This is a genomic window from Haloglomus halophilum (genome assembly GCF_024298885.1).
Lineage (GTDB): Archaea > Halobacteriota > Halobacteria > Halobacteriales > Haloarculaceae > Haloglomus > Haloglomus halophilum.
Genome location: NZ_CP101166.1, coordinates 1,753,103 through 1,772,204, shown reverse-complemented (window position 1 = coordinate 1,772,204; position 19,102 = coordinate 1,753,103). Strand labels below are relative to the sequence as shown.

Sequence of the window (19,102 nt, the reverse complement as noted above, 5' to 3'; positions counted from 1 at the left end):
TACCCCCATCGTTCCCCGAGAGGATGGTGTGCTTTCCACTGGTTCGGCAGTTGCTACTCCCCGTCCGTCTCGAACAGCCCGGCCACGTCGTTCTCGCGCTGTTCGCGGCGCTGGACGTGGTCGCGCAGGCGGCCGAGCGGCGGGGCGTCGGGGCGGTCCGGGTCGAGAACCTCCAGCGTGAGCGCCACGAACGGGCTGCCCGTCTTCCCGTCGGCGAGGTCCGCGTGGCCGAACGCGGCCGCCCGACGCAACAGGTCCGCGGCCTCGTCGTTCCCACGGGCCGCGGCGAGTTCGGGCCCGGCGATGGCGGCCGCGGGGAACTCGAGGTCGCCGGGGGCGAGCGCGACGCCGTCGACCCGGATCCGTGGCGGGTCACGCTCCCCGGCCGCGACGGGGTCGGCCGCTATCGCGTCCAGCCACTCGCGGACGGGAGCGAGCGCGACGCCACGGTGGCCGTCGAGGCCGCCCAGATAGTCGCGGGCGCTGGCCGCGAGCGTCGTCGCGCCCTCGATGTTGCCCGTGCGGGCGTGGTGCGTCCCGGCGGCGACCTGGATGAGCCCGTGGAGCAGTCGCTCGTCCGGCCCCCCGTCGAGCCCGAGCCACGCGGCCTCCCAGGGGTCGTGGGCGGCGAGGTACGCACCGGCGTTGAACACGGCGGCGCCGGCGCGGAGGTGTGCCTCGACATCGGGCGCATCCGCCGGGTCGCCGCCGGTGTCGTCGGTCACGCGCGGGGGTTCGGCGCGGACGGGGAAAACGGTCGTGGGAGCCGGAGCGCAACCGGACATAAATACCCGTGGACGACCCGACCCGGCGAGCGCCACGGCCGGCGCTCGCCGGGTCGCGTTCCGAGAAGTCTACGTCCGGTCAGCGATTTGAACGCTGGTCCCTGGCTCCGCAAGCCAAGAGGATAGTCCACTACCCTAACCGGACTCACTCTCGGGTAGCGCGGACGTTCGTATAGGGGTTTCGAAACGGCCGGTCGAGCGGCGAGCGGCACGGCCGCCGTTGCAACGCCCGTAGCAGTTCGCCTGTCTGAACGCTCAGCGGAGCGAGAACCGGCGGAACCCGGGCCCTTATGCGGGGTCGATAAGCACCGTGCTTATACCGGCGGGCACGGTATCGGTCATGTGATGTCGGCGGGGGAATCGGCCGGTGCGGGGGAGTCGAGCAGCGACGACCCCGAGCTCGCCGACGCGGCGAACGTGCTGGTCCTCTCCGGGCGGCTGGACAGCGACGCCCGGGTCTCGTATCTCGACGAACTCGTCGCCCCCAACCTGTCGAGCCTGCTGGTCGTCTCCTACGCCGACGACCCCGCACGCTGGCTGGACGGCTGGGAGATGAACGGCGGGCCCCCGGAGACGACCGTGCTGGTCGAGGAGACCGAGCGGGACGGAGCAGGGGACTACCCCGATGTCGAGCGCATCGTCGAGGAGCCGGCGGACCTGACGGGGCTGGGAATCACCGTCAGCGAGCGCCTCACCGACTGGGGCACCGGGTCGCTCCTCATCTTCGAGTCCCTAACGGTTCTGCTGGAACACGTCGAGCTGAAGCGTGCGTTCCGCTTCCTCCACGTCCTCGTCAACCGCGTGAAGGCGACCGGCGCGACCGCACACTACCATCTCGACCCGGACCAGCACGACGACCGGACCATCGCCACCCTCACCTCGCTGTTCGACACCATCGTCGCCTACGAGGACGGCAGCTGGCAGGAGTCGAGCTGGCCGTAGGTTGGGGCGGTGACTGGCGGCCACGGACGGTCGCCGGCGCGCCGGACCGAACTTCATACCGGAAGCCGCAGCAGCAGCCGTATGGAACCGAACACGGCCGAGGAGCGCCCCGACGCCGAGAGCGAGGGGCCACCGGACGCGGACCGGACGGCAACGCTTAACGGAAACGCCACCCCGGATGAGACAAGGATGGGCGCCATCGAGGACATCTACGCGGATATCGACGCGGACATCGAGGAGGAGGCATTCCGGGAGGCCGTCGAGGCCAAGGTCGAGGAGATGGGCGGGCTGGTCGACGAGGAGGTCGCCGCCATGCTCATCGCCGAGGACCTCGGCGAGAGCGAGGTCGAGGGCATCGCGGATATCGAGCCGGGGATGGAGGAGGTGCAGTTCCTCGGGAAGGTCGTCTCCGTCGGCGACCTGCGGACCTTCGAGCGCGACGAGGAGGACGCCGAGGGCCGTGTCGTCAACGTCGAGGTCGCCGACGAGACCGGGCACGTCCGCCTCGCCATGTGGGACGAGGACGCCGCCGCCGCGACCGAGGAACTGGAGCCGGGACAGGTCCTGCGCATCAAGGGCCGCCCAAAGGACGGCTACAGCGGGCTCGAGGTGAGCGCCGACCGCGTCGAGGTCGACGAGGAGGCCGAACTGGACGTCGACCTCGAGGGCGGCGTCAGCATCGACGCGCTCGCCATGGGCCAGTCCGACGTGACCGTCGACGGCGTGGTGCTGGACACGGAGGCCGTCCGGACGTTCGACCGCGACGACGGCAGCGAGGGGCGCGTCGGCAATCTCGTCATCGGCGACGAGACCGGCCGCCTCCGGGTGACGCTCTGGGACGAGCAGACCGAACTCATCGAGGAGTTCGAGCCGGGCGACACCGTCGAAATCGTCGACGGCTACGTCCGCGAGCGCGACGGCAACCTCGAACTCCACGTCAACGACCGGAGCGCGGTCGAGGCCGTCGACGCCGACGTGGAGTTCGTCCCCGAGACGACGGATATCGACGCGGTCGAGATCGGCCAGACGGTCGACATCGCGGGCGTCGTCCGCTCGGCCGACCCGAAACGGACCTTCGACCGCGACGACGGCAGCGAGGGGCAGGTCCGGAACGTCCGCCTGCAGGACGGGAGCGGCGACATCCGCGTCGCGCTCTGGGGCGACAAGGCCGACCTCGACATCGGCCCCGGCGACGAGGTGCTGGCCGCCGAGGTCGAGATCCAGGACGGCTGGCAGGACGACCTCGAGGCGTCGGCGGGCTGGCAGTCGACGGTCACCCATCTGGAGGGCGGGCTGTCGGCGACCGGGGGCGACGCGGACGCCGGGGGCGAGTCGAACGACGACACGGGCGCCGACGCGGAGGCCGGGCTGGGTGCCTTCGCCGACGACGACGGCGACGATGCGGCGAACGTGGCCGACAGCGGGACCGGAGCCGACGCCGACACCGGGAGCGCCGAGTCGGGCACGGTCGAGTTCACGGGCACGGTCGTCCAGACGGGCGACCCAATCAAGATCGACGACGGAGAGGAGACGGTGAAGCTGCGTGGCGACGCGGACGTGACGCTGGGGCAGAACGTGACCGTCCGGGGCGCACGCGACGGGGCGTTCATCGATATCGACGAGATATTCTGAGGCAGGTGCCACGTCGCCCTCCGCCGTCGCTCACTCCGCCGAGAGCGTCGAGACCGAGCCCACCCGCGGGATACGCCGGAGGCTCGGCACCGCGAAGACGTACAGCGCGAACAGCGCCGTCGCGACCGCGTTCCCGTAGAGGACGAGCCCGGGCGAGGTCGCGTCCGCGACGGCACCGCCGACGAGCGCGCCGACGGGCGTCATCACGGTCGCGCCGCTCATGATGACCGACATCGCGCGGCCGAGCAGCCGGTCGGGGACGACGGCCTGTACCAGCGAGAAGACGAGGACGTTCATCGTCCCCGCGGGCACGAGCGCGAGCGCGAGCAACACCGGCGTCGCGGGCATCGTGTCGACGGTGATGGCGGCGGTCCACAGCACCGCGCCCAGCCCCATCCCGCCGCTGACGACGTAGCCGAACGGCCACTCCTCGACGAGGTTGCCGACGAGCGAGCCGGTCAGCATGCCGACGCCGACGGCGGCCGCGAGCAGCCCGTACGCACCCGCGCCGCCGAAGCTGTCGCCGTACGAGGGAAGGACGGCCATCACGCCACCGAACGCGAAGTTGACGATGACGACGCCCAGCGTGAGCTTGGCGACGACGGTCCCGCGGAGGAAGCCGATGCCCTCGCGCAGGTCCGCGAGGTAGCCATCCCAGCCACCGGGGGCGGCCTCGTCGTGGTCGGAAACGTCGTCGGCGTCCGCCTCGGCTTCCTCGCCGCCGTCCGGGACGGCCGCCGGGTCGCTGGCCTCGGGCGCCGCGTCCTCGTCGCCGGCGTCACCGGGCGCGCCCTCACCCTCCTCACTCCCCTCATCCTCCACGTCGCCCGCGCCGGCCGCGGGGATGTCCAGCCCGAGGAACAGCAGCGTCGCGACCGCGAACGTCACCGAGTCGACGAGGAACAGCGTGACGGCGCCGAACGCCGCGACGACGATGCCGCCGAGGGCGTTGAAGCCGGCGTCGACGCCCTGGTAGGCGATGGTCAGGACGGAGTTCGCGCCGACGAGCTCCTCGCGGTCGACGATGCGCGGGAGGGCGGCGCTCTGGGCCGGATACACGGGCTGGTTGAGCAGCGACAGCAACGGCATCACGACCAGCACGACCCACACGGACAGCATGTCGAAGAAGTGGGCGATGGGGACGACGAGCACGAGCAGGCCCTGCACGACCTGTGTGCCGACCAGCAGCGGACCAAGCGGGGTGCGGTCGACGAGCGGGCCGAACAGGAACTGGAGCGCCGCGGGCGCCATCGTCAGGAACCCCGCGATGCCGGTGTACAGTTCGGAGCCGGTCAGGTCGTAGACGAGCCACATCGCCGCGATGTAGTAGAGGCTGTCGCCGGCGTTGGTGACGAGCCGGCCACCGACGAGGAGCGCGAAGTCGCGGTTGCGGAGGAGGCCGACGAGTTCGCGGGGGCGCATTGGACGTGTACAGGACAGCCACCCCCATAAGCGGCCGCTGAAGGGGATTTCTGTTCGGGATGTGAGATGTCGTGGAGGGCGGCGCCCGTGGGCGAGCGGTCGCCCACGACAGTTTAAAACGCAGGACGACCCACCCACCGACAATGAACGTCTCCGAGGTCGACGGGGTCCCGGAGTGGCTCCCCGAGCACCTCCGCGCGGACGGTATCGAGGAGCTGTACCCGCCCCAGGCCGAGGCCGTCGAGGCCGGCGTCACGCAGGGGGACTCGCTCGTCGCCTCGGTCCCCACCGCCTCCGGCAAGACCCTCGTTGCCGAACTCGCGATGCTCTCTGCCGTGCAGCGCGGCGGAAAAGCCCTCTACATCGTCCCGCTGCGGGCGCTCGCGTCGGAGAAACGCGACGAGTTCGAGGAGTTCTCCCGCTACGGCGTCGAGATCGGCGTCTCGACGGGCAACTACGAGTCCGAGGAACGCTGGCTCGGCGAGAAGGACATCATCGTCGCCACCTCCGAGAAGGTCGACTCGCTGGTCCGGAACGACGCCTCCTGGCTGAGCCGGCTGGACTGCGTGGTCGCCGACGAGGTCCACCTCGTGGACGACAGCCAGCGCGGGCCCACGCTCGAAGTGACACTCGCGAAGCTCCGGCGCATCAACCCCGGGCTCCAGGTAGTGGCACTCTCGGCCACAATCGGCAACGCCGACGCACTGGCCGACTGGCTCGACGCCGCGCTCGTCGATTCCGACTGGCGGCCCATCGAGTTGCGGAAGGGCGTCCACTTCGGCGAGGCGCTCCACTTCGACGACGGCAGTCAGGAGCACCTCCCCAGCCAGGGGAGCGAGAAGGCCACCGAGGCCATCGTCCGGGACACGCTGACGCCCGACGAGGACGAGGGGGAGTCTGATGCTGGCGGGGGTGACGGCCGCGGCTCCTCGCTCGTGTTCGTCAACTCGCGCCGCAACGCCGAGGGCGCGGCCAAACGGCTCGCCAACGTCACGAACGACCACCTCGACGGCGACGAGTTCTCCCGACTCCGCGAGATCGCCGCGGAGATCCGCGACGACAACGACACCGAGACCAGCGAGGACCTGGCCGACGCCGTCGAGAAGGGCGCCGCGTTCCACCACGCCGGCCTGTCCAGCAACATGCGCTCGCTCGTCGAGGACGCCTTCCGGGACCGCCTCGTCAAGTGCATCGCCGCGACGCCGACGCTCGCGGCGGGCGTCAACACCCCCTCCCGGCGTGTCGTCGTGCGGGACTGGCGACGCTACTCCGGCGAGGCCGGCGGGATGCAACCCCTCTCGGTCCTCGAAGTGCACCAGATGATGGGCCGCGCCGGGCGACCGGGGATGGACCCGTACGGGGAGGCGCTGTTGCTGGCGAAGAGCCACGACGAACTCGACGAACTGTTCGAGCGGTACGTCTGGGCCGACCCCGAGCCGGTGCAGTCGAAACTCGCCGCGGAGCCGGCGATGCGGACCCATCTGCTCGCCACCATCGCGTCGGGCTTCGCTGACTCGCGCGAGGGCCTGCTGGAGTTCCTCCAGGAGACGCTGTACGCCAGCCAGACCGACGAGGACGCCTTCCTCGAGCAGGTGATGGACGACATGCTGGCGTACCTGGAGCGTAACGGGTTCATCGACGCCGACGGCGACGACCTCAGCGCCACCGGCATGGGCCACACCGTCTCCCGCCTGTATCTCGACCCGATGAGCGCCGCCGAGATAATCGACGGACTCCGTGCCACGGAGGGCCGCCCGACGGCACTCGGCCTCTATCACCTCGTCTCGCGCACGCCGGACATGTACCAGCTCTACCTCCGCTCGGGCGAGCAGGAGGAGTTCACGGAACTGGCCTACGAGCGCGAGTCCGAGTTCTGTGGCCGACTCCCCAGCGAGTTCGACGACGCGTTCGACGACTGGCTCTCGGCGCTCAAGACGGCGAAACTGCTCGAGGACTGGGCCGACGAGGTCGAGGAGGACCGCATCACCGAGCGCTACGGCGTCGGCCCCGGCGACATCCGCGGGAAGGTCGACACCGCCGAGTGGCTGCTGGGCGCGGCCGAGCAGCTCGCTGCCGAACTCGACCTCGGCATCGCACCCGCGGTTCGAGAGGCCCGCATCCGGGTCCAGCACGGCGTCCGCGAGGAACTGGTCGACCTCGCGGGCGTGCGCGGGGTCGGTCGCAAGCGCGCCCGCCGGCTGTTCGAGGCCGGCATCGAGGACCGCGAGGCGCTGCGGAACGCGAACAAGGCCGTCGTGCTTGGCGCGCTCCGCGGCCGCGAGAGGACCGCCGAGAGCGTGCTTGAGGCGGCCGGACACACCGACCCCGACATGGACGGCGTGGAGCCGGACCCCGACGCCGCGCCCGTACTGGACGAGACGGACGACGAGGACCAGACCAGCCTGGGTGAGTTCTGATGCGGCTCGTCGAGGGCATCGTCCACGTCACGGGCGAGGCGGAGTCGGGCACACCCGAAGCAGTCCCCGTCTTCGACGGCGTGGACGCGCTGGTCGCCGAGCTGGACACCGCCGCCACCGAGCACGGCGTCACCGTGCAGGCCTTCGACGCGAACCTCGTCGTGGACCGGCGGCACCTCGAACGAGCCGTCGAGCTCGCCGACCGCGAACGCGCCCGGGGCGAGGGCATCGCCCGGGACCGCGCCGTCGAGGTCCTGCTGTACGCGGCCGGGCGCCGGCAGATCGACCGCGCGCTCGAGATGGGTGTCGGTCCGGGAGCGACGAGAGCGGTCGTTCTGGTGGCGGCCGACGACGAGGGCGGCGACGAGGCGGCCGCCGCCGAGGCGGTCCGGTCGCTCCTCGAACCGGGCGAGACGCTGGGCGACTACGACGCCGAGCGAGTGCGGGCGTTCTTCGGCATCGACGACGCGGAACTGGCGGCGACGGACGCCGACCTGCCGGCACTCGTCCGCGAGCGGGTGGCGCTGCTGGTGGTGAACCGGTAGCGACCCGCGCCAGGAGGGTAACCATCTGAGACCCGCAACAATCTTCGGATATCGAGTATATGATGCCAGAACCAGACGTAATCAGATAATCCAGATTGTTCGCGTGTTGATTCCTGAACACCCATCGAATCGAGCGTCGTAACGAGGCGAAACCGGGTTACCCACGGGGCCCCAACCTCACCCAGTGAGCGAATCGACGAGCGCGGGCGAGGTCCGCCACACGACGGTCGAGACCGGCGACGGGCGCGGCAACCCCCGGGAGACGGAGCTGCGCTACCGCGTCGCCGGCCCCGAGGACGCCCCACCGGTCGTCCTCCTGCACGGCATCGGCCTCGACGCAGCCGATGTCTCCTTCCGCCACCTCCTGCCGGCACTGGCCGAGGACCGGCGGGTGTACGCCCCCGACCTGCCCGGTCACGGGGGGAGCGAGAAGCCCCGGCTGTCGTACACGACACGGTTCTTCCGGCGGGCGACCCGAGAGTTCGTCACGGACCGCGGGCTGGACCAGCCGTCCCTGGTCGGCGTGTCGATGGGTGGCGGCGTGGCGCTGGGCCACGCGCTCGCGCACGGCGCCGACCGGCTCGTCCTCGTCAACAGCTACGGGCTGGGCGCCGACGCACCGTGGCGACCGGCGGCGGCGGCGATGCTCCGGACGCCGTTCGCCCACCGTGGCTGGTGGGCGGGGATCGGGAGCAGCCGGACGGCCGTGCGCGAGCATCTGCGGACGATGACCGGCGGCGCGCCGCCGGACGACCTCGTGGCCGACGTGTACGAGGCCGTCGGGTCGGCGGCCGTCGGGCGGACGGTGTCGTCGTGGCAGCGCGACGAGTTCCGGACCGACGGCCTCCGGACGGACTTCTCCGACCGACTGGACGAACTCGACGCCGAGACGCTGTTCGTCCACGGGAAGCAGGACCCGCTGCTCCCGGCGTCGTGGTCGGTGACGGCGGCCGAGGAGACGGGCGCGTCGCTGGAGGTGTTCGGTGACTGTGGTCACTGGACACCGCGCGAGGCGCCCGAACGGTTCGCCCGGAGCGTCCGACGGTTCCTGGCCGGGGACTGAGATCGAGAACGGCGGCGTCAGTCGTGGTCCGGGACGTCCTCGATGAGGACGACGGCCTCGCCGTCGATGACGGTCCGGCCCTCGGACTCGACGGTCGTCCGGAGGCGGAAGCGGTCCTTGCCGAGGTCCTCGACGACCTCGACGTCGGCGGTGACGGAGTCGCCGATGCGGACGGGGGCGCGGAACTCGAGGTCCTGCGAGAGGTAGATGACCCCACCCGGCAGCCGTGCGAGCGCGGCACTGATGGTGCCCGCGACGAGCGTGCCGTGTGCGATCCGGCCCTCGAAGCGCGTCTCCTGAGCCCACTCCTCGTCGAGATGGAGGGGGTTGGTGTCGCCGGAGGCGGCGGCGAAGCGCTCGACATCCGCCTCGGAGAGGCGCTTCGAGAAGCGGACACGGTCACCGACCGACAGGGTACGGCTGGTGCCGGCCGTCTCGATATCGGTCTCCCACTCCGGGAGGTCGCCGCCCGCGGTGATGCGCTCCTCCGCCCGGCGGCCACGCTCGGCCTCCGAATCGGCGTCGGAACGGGAATCTGCCGACATGGTGAACGCCGTGGCCGCCGCGCGGTTCGCCTCGATCATGCCCTCGACCATCGCCGTGGAGGTCCGCGACCAGTAGTCGAAGACCGATGGGTACCCGGAACCAGAACTCATTCGTTGGTCCACTAGGCGTTCGAATTCATAAAACGCTGCTGATTGACAACGCCATCCGGTAGTTGAGGGTATCTATTGCCATTCAGTGGCAAATCGCACAACGTTTAACTATCCACCCTCGCTAGCGGTGTCAACCATGGCAGACGACGACAACGACGGGCTGTTCACGCCGACCGTGCTGAAGAACCTCCAGGAGGCCGCGGAGGGCGCCACCCGCCAGCAGCAGCGGATGCTCCAGCAGGTGCTGAGCGGGGGCGGAATGGCCGGCGCGGCAGGGGCCGGCGGCGAGGGGGCTGCGGGCGGCCTCGCCCCGCAGCTGAGCGCGATGAGTCAGATGGCGACGTTCAAGACACGGGTGCAGTCCGGCGGCCGCATCAGTATCCCGGACGCCGAGCGAGAGGCGCTGGACATCGAGGAGGGCGACATCGTCCAGACCGTCGTCATCCCGGTCAAGCGCAAGCGCGACGAGGACGACTGACCCGGACGCGGCCCGGCGTCATCGGAATCGACCCCGGGAATCGGGGTTCGTCGGAGCGTTCTGGTATCGCGTGCCACCAGTCGCCACACGACGGCACTCACCACACCCACACTTATTGCGCTGGCCCTTCAATAAACGGGTAGTAACACCATGAGTGATTCATACGATTTCGGACAGCAGTGGGCCGAGATGGCCGAGCAGATGAACGAGGCCATGGAGCAGAGCATGGAGTCCCAGTCGGCGTTCATGCAGTCGTGGGCCGAGGCGATGGAGTCATCCATGCCGGCCGAGGACGAGCTCGCGGAGGGGATGGAGGGGTACAGCCGGGCGTACGAGGTGTGGATGGACGCCGCCGAGCAGCTGCTGGAGCGGACCGAGGACGCCGCCGCCGGCGAGGACGTCTCGTTCACGGAGCTGCGCGATATCTGGCTCCAGAGCGCCAACGAGGCGTTCAAGGAGGTCATGGACACCAGCGCGTTCGCGGCGGCCAACGGGCAGCTCGTCCAGTCGATGATGGAGATGCAGGAAGAGATGAACGAGATGAGCGAGGAGACCCTCGAGGGGATGGGGTTCCCGACGGGCTCGCACATCGACGAGGTGGGCGAGCGGCTGGTCGAGCTGGAGCGGCGCCAGCACGCCGTCGAGCAGAAACTCGACCGCGTCCTGGAGCACCTCGAGGACGGGGGTGAGTGAGATGGCCAGCGAGGGCCGGGGGGAGTTCGACCCGTTCCGGCTAGCGCTCAACTCCCAGCAGGAGGCCATGCAGGCGATGCAGGACGCGATGGAGTCGAGCCAGGCGCTGCCCGACCAGCTGGACCGCCTCTCGGCGGTCGAGGTCGGGGAGACCCCCAGCGAGGTCGTCTACTCGGAGAACAAGCTGGAACTGCTCCACTACGAGTCACAGACCGAGGAGCAACACGGCGTCCCCATCCTCATCGTCTACGCGCTCATCAACAAGCCGTTCATCCTGGACCTCCAGCCCGACCGCTCGGTGGTCCGGCGGCTGCTGGAGGCGGGCCACGATGTCTACCTCATCGACTGGAACGAGCCCTCGCGGCTCGACCAGCACCTCACCATCAACGACTACGTCGAGCGCTACATCGACAACTGCGTCGACGTGGTCCGGGAGCGCTCCGGCCAGGACTCCATCAACATCCTGGGCTACTGCATGGGCGGCACCTTCACGGCGATGTACGCCGCACTCTTCCCGGAGAAGGTCCGCACGCTCGGGCTGATGGCCGCGGGACTGTGCTTCGACGACACCGGCGGCGTCCTCGAACTGTGGGGCGACGACGAGTACTACGACCCCCGCGACGTGCCGGGCGCCTTCGGCAACATGCCCGCGGAGATGCTGGACGTGGGCTTTGCCCTGATGGACCCCGTCGCGAACTACGTCTCGAAGTACGTCCGCTTCTTCGACAACGTCGAGAACGACGACTTCGTGGAGAACTTCGCGCGGATGGAGCGCTGGCTCGACGAGGGCATCGACGTGGCCGGCGACACGTACGTCCAGTTCCTGGAGGACATCTACCAGGACAACAAGCTCTACAACAACGAGCTGTACCTCGACGGCAAGCACATCGACCTGTCGAACATCGACATGCCCGTCCTCCAGATCATGGGGGAGTACGACCACCTCATCCCCGCCGAGTCCTCGAAGCCGTTCAACGAGGTCATCGGGAGCGACGACACGGAGATCATCGAGTACCCGACCGGCCACATCGGCCTGGCGGTGTCGGGCTCGTCGCACCGTGACGTGTGGCCCCGCGTCGCGGAGTGGTATCTGGAGAGATCCGCCACCGACCCCGAGCACCTGGCCGAGGTGGAGGAAGCCGTGGAGGCGGCCGGCGACATCGATATCGACATCGACCACGAGGCCGCCGTCGCGGAGGGCGTCACGCCCGAGGAGGCCATCGCGGGGGAGGCCGAGGCCATCGAGGAGGCCGTCGAGGCCGAGGCCGCCGCCGAGGTCCATGCCGAGGATGTCGATCCTGCCGGTGCCGAGGGGAGCGACCTCGAGGAGGTCAGCGGCATCGGGCCGACGTACGCCGAGCGGCTCCGCGAGGGCGGGATCGTCACCATCGCGGAGCTCGCGGCCGCCGACGCCGACCGCGTCGCGGACCTCGCCGGCGTGGGCACGGACCGCGCGACCGACTGGATCATCCAGGCCCAGAACTGAGCGCGGCGCGGGCCAGCAGCGCCCCGGGCGGCGAGAACCCGGACGACCTCCCACTTCTCGGGCACCGACGACACGTATTTGATGCCCGGTGCGCACCATCCATCCATGCTAGAAGGACAGACCTGCCTGGTGACCGGCGCCTCTCGGGGCATCGGTCGGGGGGTCGCGGAGGAACTCGGCGCACACGGCGCGAACGTCGTGATCAACTACCGCTCCTCGGAGGACCTCGCACACGAGGTGTGCGACCACATCGAGGACGACTGCGACGGCGAGGCGGTCCCGGCGCAGGCCGACGTGGCCGACTACGACGAGGTGCAGGCGATGGTCGAGGGGGTCCGTGAGGAGTTCGGGGGCGTCGACGTGCTGGTGAACAACGCCGGCATCACCGTCGACAAGAAGTTCGAGAACATGACCCGCGAGGACTGGGACCGGGTCGTCGACGTGAACCTGGGCGGTGTGTTCAACGCCACGAAGGCCTGTTTCGAGGACCTCTGCGAGGCCGATGACGGCCGCCTCATCAACATCTCCTCGGTCGTCGGCCAGCAGGGCAACTACGGACAGGCCAACTACGCGACCACCAAATCCGGGCTGTTCGGGTTCACACGGACCATCGCCCTGGAGATGGCCAGCAGCGGGTCGACCGCCAACTGCGTCGCGCCGGGCTTCGTCGCCACCGACATGCTGGAGACGGTCCCCGAGCGGGTCCAGGAGAAGATCCTCGACCGCATCCCGCTCAACCGCTTCGCCACCGTCGACGACGTCGCCGGCATCGTCCGCTTCGTCGCCAGCGAGGACGCCGGCTACATGACCGGGCAGATCCTCGCCGTCAACGGCGGGATGGAGTGGTAAGGGCCACCGGAGAGCGGTCGGGGCTCGGACCGGCCGGGGAACGGTGCTCTCGCAAGGGACACGCTGATTACGGGCCGCACACTCCTGAACCATAACGGAATGTCGTCCTGGAAACGAGACACTGCCCGGGGGCTCATCGTCGTCCTCCCCATCCTGGTCACCGCGTACATCATCGCGTGGCTGTACAACCAGCTCGCGAAGGTGCCCTCCCCGCTGCCGCCGGAGGTGTACGGCAGCCCGTTCCTCGCGGAGCTGGTCGGTGTGTTCGTCCTCATCGTCGTGTTCGGCCTGCTGGTGCTGTCGGCGGGCTATCTGATGCGGACCGCGCTGGGGGACCTCGTCGAGGAAGGGATCGACGACGTGGCCAACCAGCTGCCGGGACTGCGCGTGGTGTACAACGCGTCGAAGATGGCGGTCGAGACGGCGGTGTCGGGGACCGAGGAACTGCAGGCGCCGGTCAAACTGGAGACGTGGAACGGACTCCGGATGACCGCGTTCAAGACCGGCAAGACGACCGAAGACGGCCGCGACGTGCTCTTCCTGCCGACCGCCCCCAACATCACCACCGGCTTCGTCATCGAGGTCGATCCGGAGGAGTACACCGAGACCAACGAGCGCGTCGAGGACGCCCTGACGCGCATCCTCAGCGCCGGCTTCGGGGAGACCCGCGACCAGCCACTCCCCGTCGACGTGGGTGAGAGCGACGGGGACGACGACGGAAGCAGCCCGGCGGACGACTGACGGCGACTGGGCCCCCACCGCACCCCCGCGCGCCGCACTCAGTCGAGTCGGCGGACGACCACGCCCTCGTTCTCGACGTACGCCTGCACGCGCTCCGCGAGTGTCCCCTCGCCCGGCCACGAGCCGGGAGCGTCCAGCGCATCGGGGTCGCCGACGTACGTCTCGACGGTTCCCACGGAAGCGTCGCCGACCGGGTCCCTGAACGGAACCGTGACGCGGGCGTATAGCCCGCGGTCGACGCCCTCGTACGCGTCGAGCCGGTGGAGGTCGGGCTTCTGGACCCGGAGCAGCCGGCGCGCGCACGTCCCGCCCGGAACGAGCGTCGGGTAGTCGCCGTCGACGCGGTGGCATCCCTCGAGGACCGCGTCGGCGACGAACTCGGGCGCACCGCCGAGGACCTCGCGAGCGCGGGCGCGGTCGGTCAGCGTCCCGTAGACGAACACCAGCACGGCCGGACCGACGAGCGTCGACGGCCTGTGACTGTCGGTGTCGCGGGAGCGGTCGGTCAGAACAGTGCGAGGAGTGCGCTCGCGACGCCGGCGACGGCGGCCAGCCGGAGCGTGGTTCCGATGAAGGCGGCGGCCGCGAACGACGGCTTCCGGACATCGACGACGCTGAAGGCGTAGAGGATGGCGGTGTCGGGGGCGAACGGGACCGAGAGCGCGCCCGCGAGTCCGAGGTACCCGTAGCGGTCGGCCAGCCCCGCGAGCCGTCCGGCGAGCCCGCCGCCGGTGCCGCCACCCGGACGGGGCAGCACGTCGAGGAGGTACGCGACGGGGCCGGAAGCGGCGGCCCCCCGCGCGACCGCGAGCGTGACGAGCGCGCCGACCGCCTTCGCGGTGCTAGCGATGGCGATGACGGCGGCGAGTTCCCCGGCGGCCGACCAGCCCAGGTCCAGCGGGACCGCGAGCACCAGCTCCCCGGGGAGCGGGAGGACGACCGCACAGAGGAAGGAGTACAGGAAGACGAGAACGAGCCCCTCGGGGCCGGTCGCGCCGTGGAGCACCTCCTCGACGGCGGCCTCGACGGTCGCCAGCGGCGCACCCACGAACGCGGTCAGACGTGCGAGGACGGTGCCCGGGGCGCCGCCCGAGAGGGACTCGACGGCAACCGGGGCCGACGAGAGCGCCGTAGTCAGCGAAACGAGTAGCGACTGGGAGAGCAGAACGGGGGAGGCCGCCGAAGCCGGGACCAGGGGCACGGTAGGCCGAGGCTCGGCCGTGGCGGTGCTAAGTTTTCCGGCCGAGTGGCGCCGCGAACTCACGGGCCCGTGTGGGAGAACGAAATCGGATGAATCGCGACGGGGCGGTTACCGCCGGTCGAGCGGGACGAAGTCGCTGTTCTCCGGGCCGACGTAGCGGCCACGCGGCCGGATGAGGCGGTTGTCCTCCTGGTACTCGAGAACGTGGCCGATCCAGCCGCCGGCGCGCGACAGCGCGAAGATGGGCGTGAACATGTCGACCGGGATGCCGAGCTGGTGGTAGACGGTGCCGGAGAAGAAGTCGACGTTGGGCGCGATACCGCGCTCGTCGAGGCCCTTCTCCTCGGTGAAGAACGTCTCGATGGCCTTCGCGTAGTCGTAGTAGGTGGTGTCGCCGGAGGCCTCGCTCAGCTCCTTCGCGCGCTTCTCGAGGATCTTCGCACGGGGGTCCTTGACCTTGTAGACGCGGTGGCCGTAGCCGGGGACCCGCCAGTCGTCCTCACGCTCCTGCTTCGTCGTGACGTAGTCGACCGGGTCGGCGCCCTCCGCCTCGATCTCGAAGAACAGCTCCATCACGTCCTGGTTGGCGCCGCCGTGGAGCGGGCCCGACAGCGCGCCGACACCCGCCGTGACGGAGGAGTACATGTCCGCGAACGTGCTGGCGACGACCATCGAGGTGAACGTCGAGGCGTTCAGCCCGTGGTCGGCGTGGAGGACGAGCGCCTGGTCCATCGCCTCGGCCGACGCGTCGTCGGGCACCTCGCCGGTCAGCATGTAGAGGAAGTTGGCGGCCAGCGAGAGGTCACCGCGGGGCTCGACCGGGTCCTCGCCGCGGCGGAGTCGGTCGTAGGCCGCCAGCAGCGTCGGGATCTTCGCGACGATACGCCGGCCCGTCTCCAGAGCGGCGTCGGAGTCACGCGGGTCGGAATCGCCGTCGTCTGCCGCCGACAGCATCGAGACGCCCGACCGCAGTGCGGCCATCGGCCGCTCGTCGGCCTCGGCGAGTCCCGCGAGCGCGTCGAGCACGACATCGTCGACGGCGGCTTCCTCGGTGATGGCGTCGGTGAACGCGTCGAGTTCCTCGCTGTCCGGCAGGTGGCCGTTCCAGAGCAGGTGGAGCACCTCCTCGTAGCTGGCGTCCTCGGCCAGGTCCTCGATAGCGTAGCCGCGGTAGACGAGCTTGCCGACGCTCCCGTCGATGTAGCTGAGCGCCGACTCGGCGACCAGCACACCCTCCAGTCCCTTGTGCAGTTCCTCGCTCTCGCTCATACGACTCCGATTCCCCTGCGGCCGGCAAAAGGGTTGCCGTTGCCACATTACGGCTGCACACGCGGGCAGTCTGCCGGTACCGCCGGCTGCGCGACGCCTGTGCAGCCGACCCGCCGGCGCTCCCGAGCGCCACGCTCAAACCGACGCGCCGGCAACCAGCACGCATGCAGGTCACCGCGGACATCGTGGGCGAGGGCGAACGCGACCTGCGGCTCGACGCCGACGCGACCTACGCCGACCTCCTGCGCGCGTGCTCGTTCTCCCCGCACGAGGCGACGGCCCTCGTCGAGGGGGCACCGGTCCCCGAGGACGCGCCGGTCACCGCCGAGCGCGTCGAGGTGCTGCGGCTGGTGAAGGGCGGCTGAACGGCTCGGAAACGGATAAACGAGCCGTTCCGGTTCGGCACGAGCCGGACACGGCCGCCCGGCCGTTCAAGCCGTTCCAGCGATTGTTCCGGGATATGAGCCACACCGAGGACACGCACGAACTGGTCGGCGAGCCGGCACCCGCACTCGCGGCGCCGAACGTCGGGGGCGGCCCGGACCGCTTCGACTTCGACGCCCTCGACGAGGGGACGGACGCGGTCGTGCTCGTCCTGATGCGGGACTACTACTGCACGAAGTGCAAGGCCCAGGCCGGCCGGCTGGCCGACCGGTACGAGGCGTTCCGCGAGCGCGGTGCCGAGGTCGTCGCCGTGCTGCCCGAACCGACCGACCGCGCCCGCGACTGGGCCGACGTGCCGTACCCCCTGCTGGCGGACCCGGAGAAGGCGTTCGCCGAGGAGTACGACCAGCCCACGAAGTACGGCGCGCTCGGCAGGCTGAGCGACTTCGCCGGCCGGATGCCCGAGGCCGTCGTTGTCGACACCAGCGACGACCCGGAGATCGCCTACGTCCACCAGGGCGACGGCTTCGGCGACCGCCCGAGCGAGGCCGAACTGCTGGATGTCGTCGAGGAGGTGGCCGCGTAGGAGATGGCGATGCACGAGGGAGGTGGCGACGGTGACGAGGCGAGCGATGCGGACGAGCAGCGCCCACGCCGCGGGGCCGAACACGACCACGCGCCACCCGACGTGACGGTCGGCCTCGCCCGCGAGGGCGAGCGCGCGACGGCGCTCAGCATCATCGACATGGCCGGGCTGGAGGTGGACCGCGAGGCGGTGATGGCTGGCGACAGCGAGGTGCTCGTGGCCGTCACCGACGGGCGCGTGCTGGGCGCGCTGGTGCTGGACGGCGAACGTATCGAGGCGGTCGCGGTGCGTCCCGGCCGGCAGGGGCAGGGCATCGGGAGCGGCCTGGTCGCGGCCGCGGGTGCGCGTCGTGAGCGGTTAGTCGCGGAGTTCGACGCGAGACTGGTGGATTTCTACGGAGAGCTCGGGTTCGATATCGAACAGGTCGAAGAGTCGAGATATCGTGGCGTGCTGGAGTAGGGTGACAGCCGAGCATATCGCCGCCGCCTACACCAGCGGCTCGACCAGTTCCCGTCCCGCGGTCAGCAGCGCGGCCACCCGCGCGGGGTCGCCGGCCTCGGCGTAGACGCGCATCTTCGGCTCCGTTCCGGAGGGGCGCATCAGGAGCCAGGTCCCGTCCGCCAGCAGTACCTTGAACCCGTCCACGTCGTTCACCTGGTCGACCTCGACACCGGCGACCTGGTCCGGGAGCGTCTCGCCGAGTTCCGCGACGACCGCCGCCTTCCGGTCATCCGGGCAGTCGACGCTCACCCGGTCCTGGTGGATGTCACCGTGTTCCTCGCGGAGCCAGCCGAGGCGGTGGTCGAGGCGCTCCTCGTGTTCGGCCTTCGCGGCCAGCAGCGCCAGCAGCACGCCGTCCTTGTTGCGGAGGTGGCCCCGGACGCCGAAGCCGCCGGACTCCTCGCCGCCGAGCAGGGCGTCCGTCTCGGCCATCGCCTCGGCGACCCACTTGAACCCGACCGCGGTCTCCGTGACGGACTCGCCGTGGGCCTCGGCGACCCGGTCGACGAGGAACGTCGTCGAGACGGTGCGGACCGCGCCGCCCGAGCGCGAGTCGAGCAGATGGTCGTACAGGACGGTGAACAGCAGGTTCGCGTCGACGTACCCCTCCTCGGGCGCGACGACGCCGATGCGGTCGGCGTCGCCGTCGTTGGCCACCCCGAGGTCGGCGTCGCCGTCGGTCACGCGAGAGACGAGCGCGTCGAGGCGGTCCTCGGAGGGCTCGGGGGGAGTCCCGCCGAAGGTGGGGTCGTCGTCCGTGCGGAGGCGGATGACCTCGGCGCCCGCGCGTTCGAGCGCGCGGTCGGTCACGCCGCGCCCGCTCCCGTGCATCGCGTCGTAGGCGACGGTGAGCCCGGCGAGGCTGTCGTCACCCAGCCCGAGGAAGCCCAGGAGGTGGTCGACGTACGGCCCGACGAGGTCGGCTTCGTCGACCGCGCCCCACCCGGGCTCGGGGAGCGGGTCGGGCGCCCGGAGGTTGTCCTCGAGGCGGTCCGTCACGGCGGGCAGGGCGGGCGCGCCGTCGTCGGGAACGAACTTGACGCCGTTGTACTCGGGCGGGTTGTGGCTCGCCGTTATCATCAGCGCCCCCGCGAGGTCGCGGTCCGTGACGGTCCACGCGACCGCTGGCGTCGGGCAGTCCCGCTCGGAGAGGAGGATGTCGTGGCCGTTCGCACAGAGCACCCGCGCCAGCTCCTCGGCGAACCCCCGCGACGTGTCCCTGGCATCGTAACCGACCGCGACGGGGCGGTCGTCGCCCTCGGCCTCGAGGTAGTCCGCGACCGCCTGCCCGACCATCCGGACGCGGGGCGCGGTGAACTCGTCCAGCATCGCACGCCAGCCGTCCGTCCCGAAGGTGATGGCGGAGGCGTCGTACTCCGTGCCGCCGTCCGCGAGGAGGTCCGCGGCGAACTCGTCGTCCATACCCGACGGGCGCGGCGGGAGGTGAAAAAA

The 19,102-nt window shown here is 70.4% G+C and carries 20 protein-coding genes and 1 tRNA gene; 13 read left to right on the top strand and 8 right to left on the bottom strand.

The window, feature by feature from the left end; all coding sequences use genetic code 11:
- Positions 1–53: 53 nt before the first annotated feature.
- Complete coding sequence (locus NL114_RS08605) at positions 54–725, bottom strand: DUF309 domain-containing protein (RefSeq protein ID WP_254824377.1); 672 nt, start codon at positions 723–725, stop codon at positions 54–56.
- Positions 726–857: 132 nt separating this feature from the next.
- Positions 858–930 (bottom strand) — tRNA-Arg (locus NL114_RS08600).
- A 200-nt stretch (positions 931–1,130) separates the two neighbouring features.
- On the opposite strand from NL114_RS08600, the gene NL114_RS08595 reads away from it, so the two are divergent.
- Complete coding sequence (locus NL114_RS08595) at positions 1,131–1,727, top strand: DUF7504 family protein (protein ID WP_254824376.1); 597 nt, start codon at positions 1,131–1,133, stop codon at positions 1,725–1,727.
- Positions 1,728–1,916: 189 nt separating this feature from the next.
- Positions 1,917–3,359, top strand: a complete 1,443-nt coding sequence (locus NL114_RS08590; RefSeq protein ID WP_254824698.1) for a single-stranded DNA binding protein — start codon at positions 1,917–1,919, stop codon at positions 3,357–3,359.
- 30 nt (positions 3,360–3,389) lie between these two features.
- Here the strand turns inward: NL114_RS08590 and NL114_RS08585 are convergent, their stop codons facing one another.
- Positions 3,390–4,781 (bottom strand): MFS transporter, encoded by a 1,392-nt coding sequence (locus tag NL114_RS08585; protein ID WP_254824375.1) that lies wholly within the window; start codon positions 4,779–4,781, stop codon positions 3,390–3,392.
- 143 nt (positions 4,782–4,924) lie between these two features.
- Here NL114_RS08585 and NL114_RS08580 point away from each other — a divergent pair, with 143 nt between their 5' ends.
- The 3 genes from NL114_RS08580 (at position 4,925) to NL114_RS08570 (ending at position 8,806) form a co-directional block, all read left to right on the top strand.
- A complete protein-coding gene (locus NL114_RS08580) occupies positions 4,925–7,198 on the top strand; it encodes an ATP-dependent DNA helicase (RefSeq protein WP_254824374.1) in 2,274 nt (757 codons plus the stop codon).
- Positions 7,198–7,743: a KEOPS complex subunit Cgi121 gene (gene cgi121 / locus NL114_RS08575; RefSeq protein ID WP_254824373.1), complete on the top strand. Its 546-nt coding sequence runs from the start codon at positions 7,198–7,200 to the stop codon at positions 7,741–7,743. Before NL114_RS08580 ends, cgi121 begins: the two co-directional genes overlap by 1 nt.
- Positions 7,744–7,927: 184 nt before the next feature.
- On the top strand, positions 7,928–8,806 hold the full coding sequence (locus tag NL114_RS08570; protein ID WP_254824372.1) for an alpha/beta fold hydrolase: 879 nt from the start codon (positions 7,928–7,930) through the stop codon (positions 8,804–8,806).
- 17 nt (positions 8,807–8,823) lie between these two features.
- Here NL114_RS08570 and NL114_RS08565 read toward each other — a convergent pair whose 3' ends face one another.
- Positions 8,824–9,462 (bottom strand): MaoC family dehydratase, encoded by a 639-nt coding sequence (locus NL114_RS08565; RefSeq protein WP_254824371.1) that lies wholly within the window; start codon positions 9,460–9,462, stop codon positions 8,824–8,826.
- A gap of 136 nt (positions 9,463–9,598) precedes the next feature.
- Between NL114_RS08565 and NL114_RS08560 the strand changes: the two genes are divergently transcribed.
- From NL114_RS08560 to NL114_RS08540, 5 genes are all read left to right on the top strand, one after another.
- Entirely contained in the window at positions 9,599–9,940 is a 342-nt protein-coding gene (locus tag NL114_RS08560) for an AbrB/MazE/SpoVT family DNA-binding domain-containing protein (RefSeq protein WP_254824370.1), read from the top strand.
- Between the two features lie 150 nt (positions 9,941–10,090).
- Positions 10,091–10,633 carry a poly(R)-hydroxyalkanoic acid synthase subunit PhaE gene (locus NL114_RS08555; protein ID WP_254824369.1) on the top strand — a complete coding sequence of 181 codons (543 nt, stop codon included), beginning with the start codon at positions 10,091–10,093 and terminating at the stop codon, positions 10,631–10,633.
- Position 10,634: 1 nt separating this feature from the next.
- The gene (phaC, locus tag NL114_RS08550) at positions 10,635–12,119 is read left to right on the top strand and encodes a class III poly(R)-hydroxyalkanoic acid synthase subunit PhaC (protein WP_254824368.1); all 1,485 of its coding nucleotides are present in this window, start codon (positions 10,635–10,637) and stop codon (positions 12,117–12,119) included.
- A gap of 105 nt (positions 12,120–12,224) precedes the next feature.
- Positions 12,225–12,968, top strand: a complete 744-nt coding sequence (locus tag NL114_RS08545) for a beta-ketoacyl-ACP reductase (protein ID WP_254824367.1) — start codon at positions 12,225–12,227, stop codon at positions 12,966–12,968.
- 99 nt (positions 12,969–13,067) lie between these two features.
- Positions 13,068–13,709, top strand: a complete 642-nt coding sequence (locus NL114_RS08540; RefSeq protein ID WP_254824366.1) for a DUF502 domain-containing protein — start codon at positions 13,068–13,070, stop codon at positions 13,707–13,709.
- A gap of 38 nt (positions 13,710–13,747) precedes the next feature.
- Here the strand turns inward: NL114_RS08540 and NL114_RS08535 are convergent, their stop codons facing one another.
- From NL114_RS08535 to citZ, 3 genes are all read right to left on the bottom strand, one after another.
- Positions 13,748–14,158, bottom strand: a complete 411-nt coding sequence (locus NL114_RS08535; RefSeq protein ID WP_254824365.1) for a gamma-glutamylcyclotransferase family protein — start codon at positions 14,156–14,158, stop codon at positions 13,748–13,750.
- Positions 14,159–14,214: 56 nt separating this feature from the next.
- Positions 14,215–14,910: a hypothetical protein gene (locus NL114_RS08530; RefSeq protein ID WP_254824364.1), complete on the bottom strand. Its 696-nt coding sequence runs from the start codon at positions 14,908–14,910 to the stop codon at positions 14,215–14,217.
- Between the two features lie 108 nt (positions 14,911–15,018).
- Complete coding sequence (gene citZ / locus NL114_RS08525; protein WP_254824363.1) at positions 15,019–16,179, bottom strand: citrate synthase; 1,161 nt, start codon at positions 16,177–16,179, stop codon at positions 15,019–15,021.
- A 164-nt stretch (positions 16,180–16,343) separates the two neighbouring features.
- Here citZ and samp2 point away from each other — a divergent pair, with 164 nt between their 5' ends.
- The 3 genes from samp2 to NL114_RS08510 all read left to right on the top strand — a co-directional run bounded on the left by samp2 (position 16,344) and on the right by NL114_RS08510 (position 17,608).
- The gene (samp2, locus tag NL114_RS08520; RefSeq protein WP_254824362.1) at positions 16,344–16,544 is read left to right on the top strand and encodes a ubiquitin-like small modifier protein SAMP2; all 201 of its coding nucleotides are present in this window, start codon (positions 16,344–16,346) and stop codon (positions 16,542–16,544) included.
- Between the two features lie 95 nt (positions 16,545–16,639).
- Entirely contained in the window at positions 16,640–17,149 is a 510-nt protein-coding gene (locus NL114_RS08515) for a redoxin domain-containing protein (protein WP_254824361.1), read from the top strand.
- 3 nt (positions 17,150–17,152) lie between these two features.
- Positions 17,153–17,608 carry a GNAT family N-acetyltransferase gene (locus NL114_RS08510; protein ID WP_350355408.1) on the top strand — a complete coding sequence of 152 codons (456 nt, stop codon included), beginning with the start codon at positions 17,153–17,155 and terminating at the stop codon, positions 17,606–17,608.
- A 27-nt stretch (positions 17,609–17,635) separates the two neighbouring features.
- Here NL114_RS08510 and NL114_RS08505 read toward each other — a convergent pair whose 3' ends face one another.
- A complete protein-coding gene (locus NL114_RS08505; protein ID WP_254824360.1) occupies positions 17,636–19,072 on the bottom strand; it encodes a phosphoglucomutase/phosphomannomutase family protein in 1,437 nt (478 codons plus the stop codon).
- Positions 19,073–19,102: the final 30 nt, after the last annotated feature.

Bases quoted from the DNA above. Each gene is read 5' to 3' on its own strand.
- NL114_RS08515 (WP_254824361.1), top strand. From the start codon at position 16,640: ATGAGCCACACCGAGGACACGCACGAACTGGTCGGCGAGCCGGCACCC.
- NL114_RS08585 (WP_254824375.1), bottom strand. From the start codon at position 4,781: ATGCGCCCCCGCGAACTCGTCGGCCTCCTCCGCAACCGCGACTTCGCG.
- NL114_RS08595 (WP_254824376.1), top strand. From the start codon at position 1,131: ATGTCGGCGGGGGAATCGGCCGGTGCGGGGGAGTCGAGCAGCGACGAC.
- phaC (WP_254824368.1), top strand. From the start codon at position 10,635: ATGGCCAGCGAGGGCCGGGGGGAGTTCGACCCGTTCCGGCTAGCGCTC.
- samp2 (WP_254824362.1), top strand. From the start codon at position 16,344: ATGCAGGTCACCGCGGACATCGTGGGCGAGGGCGAACGCGACCTGCGG.
- NL114_RS08510 (WP_350355408.1), top strand. From the start codon at position 17,153: ATGGCGATGCACGAGGGAGGTGGCGACGGTGACGAGGCGAGCGATGCG.
- cgi121 (WP_254824373.1), top strand. From the start codon at position 7,198: ATGCGGCTCGTCGAGGGCATCGTCCACGTCACGGGCGAGGCGGAGTCG.
- NL114_RS08590 (WP_254824698.1), top strand. From the start codon at position 1,917: ATGGGCGCCATCGAGGACATCTACGCGGATATCGACGCGGACATCGAG.
- NL114_RS08555 (WP_254824369.1), top strand. From the start codon at position 10,091: ATGAGTGATTCATACGATTTCGGACAGCAGTGGGCCGAGATGGCCGAG.
- NL114_RS08580 (WP_254824374.1), top strand. From the start codon at position 4,925: ATGAACGTCTCCGAGGTCGACGGGGTCCCGGAGTGGCTCCCCGAGCAC.
- NL114_RS08505 (WP_254824360.1), bottom strand. From the start codon at position 19,072: ATGGACGACGAGTTCGCCGCGGACCTCCTCGCGGACGGCGGCACGGAG.
- NL114_RS08545 (WP_254824367.1), top strand. From the start codon at position 12,225: ATGCTAGAAGGACAGACCTGCCTGGTGACCGGCGCCTCTCGGGGCATC.
- NL114_RS08560 (WP_254824370.1), top strand. From the start codon at position 9,599: ATGGCAGACGACGACAACGACGGGCTGTTCACGCCGACCGTGCTGAAG.
- NL114_RS08565 (WP_254824371.1), bottom strand. From the start codon at position 9,462: ATGAGTTCTGGTTCCGGGTACCCATCGGTCTTCGACTACTGGTCGCGG.
- NL114_RS08540 (WP_254824366.1), top strand. From the start codon at position 13,068: ATGTCGTCCTGGAAACGAGACACTGCCCGGGGGCTCATCGTCGTCCTC.
- citZ (WP_254824363.1), bottom strand. From the start codon at position 16,179: ATGAGCGAGAGCGAGGAACTGCACAAGGGACTGGAGGGTGTGCTGGTC.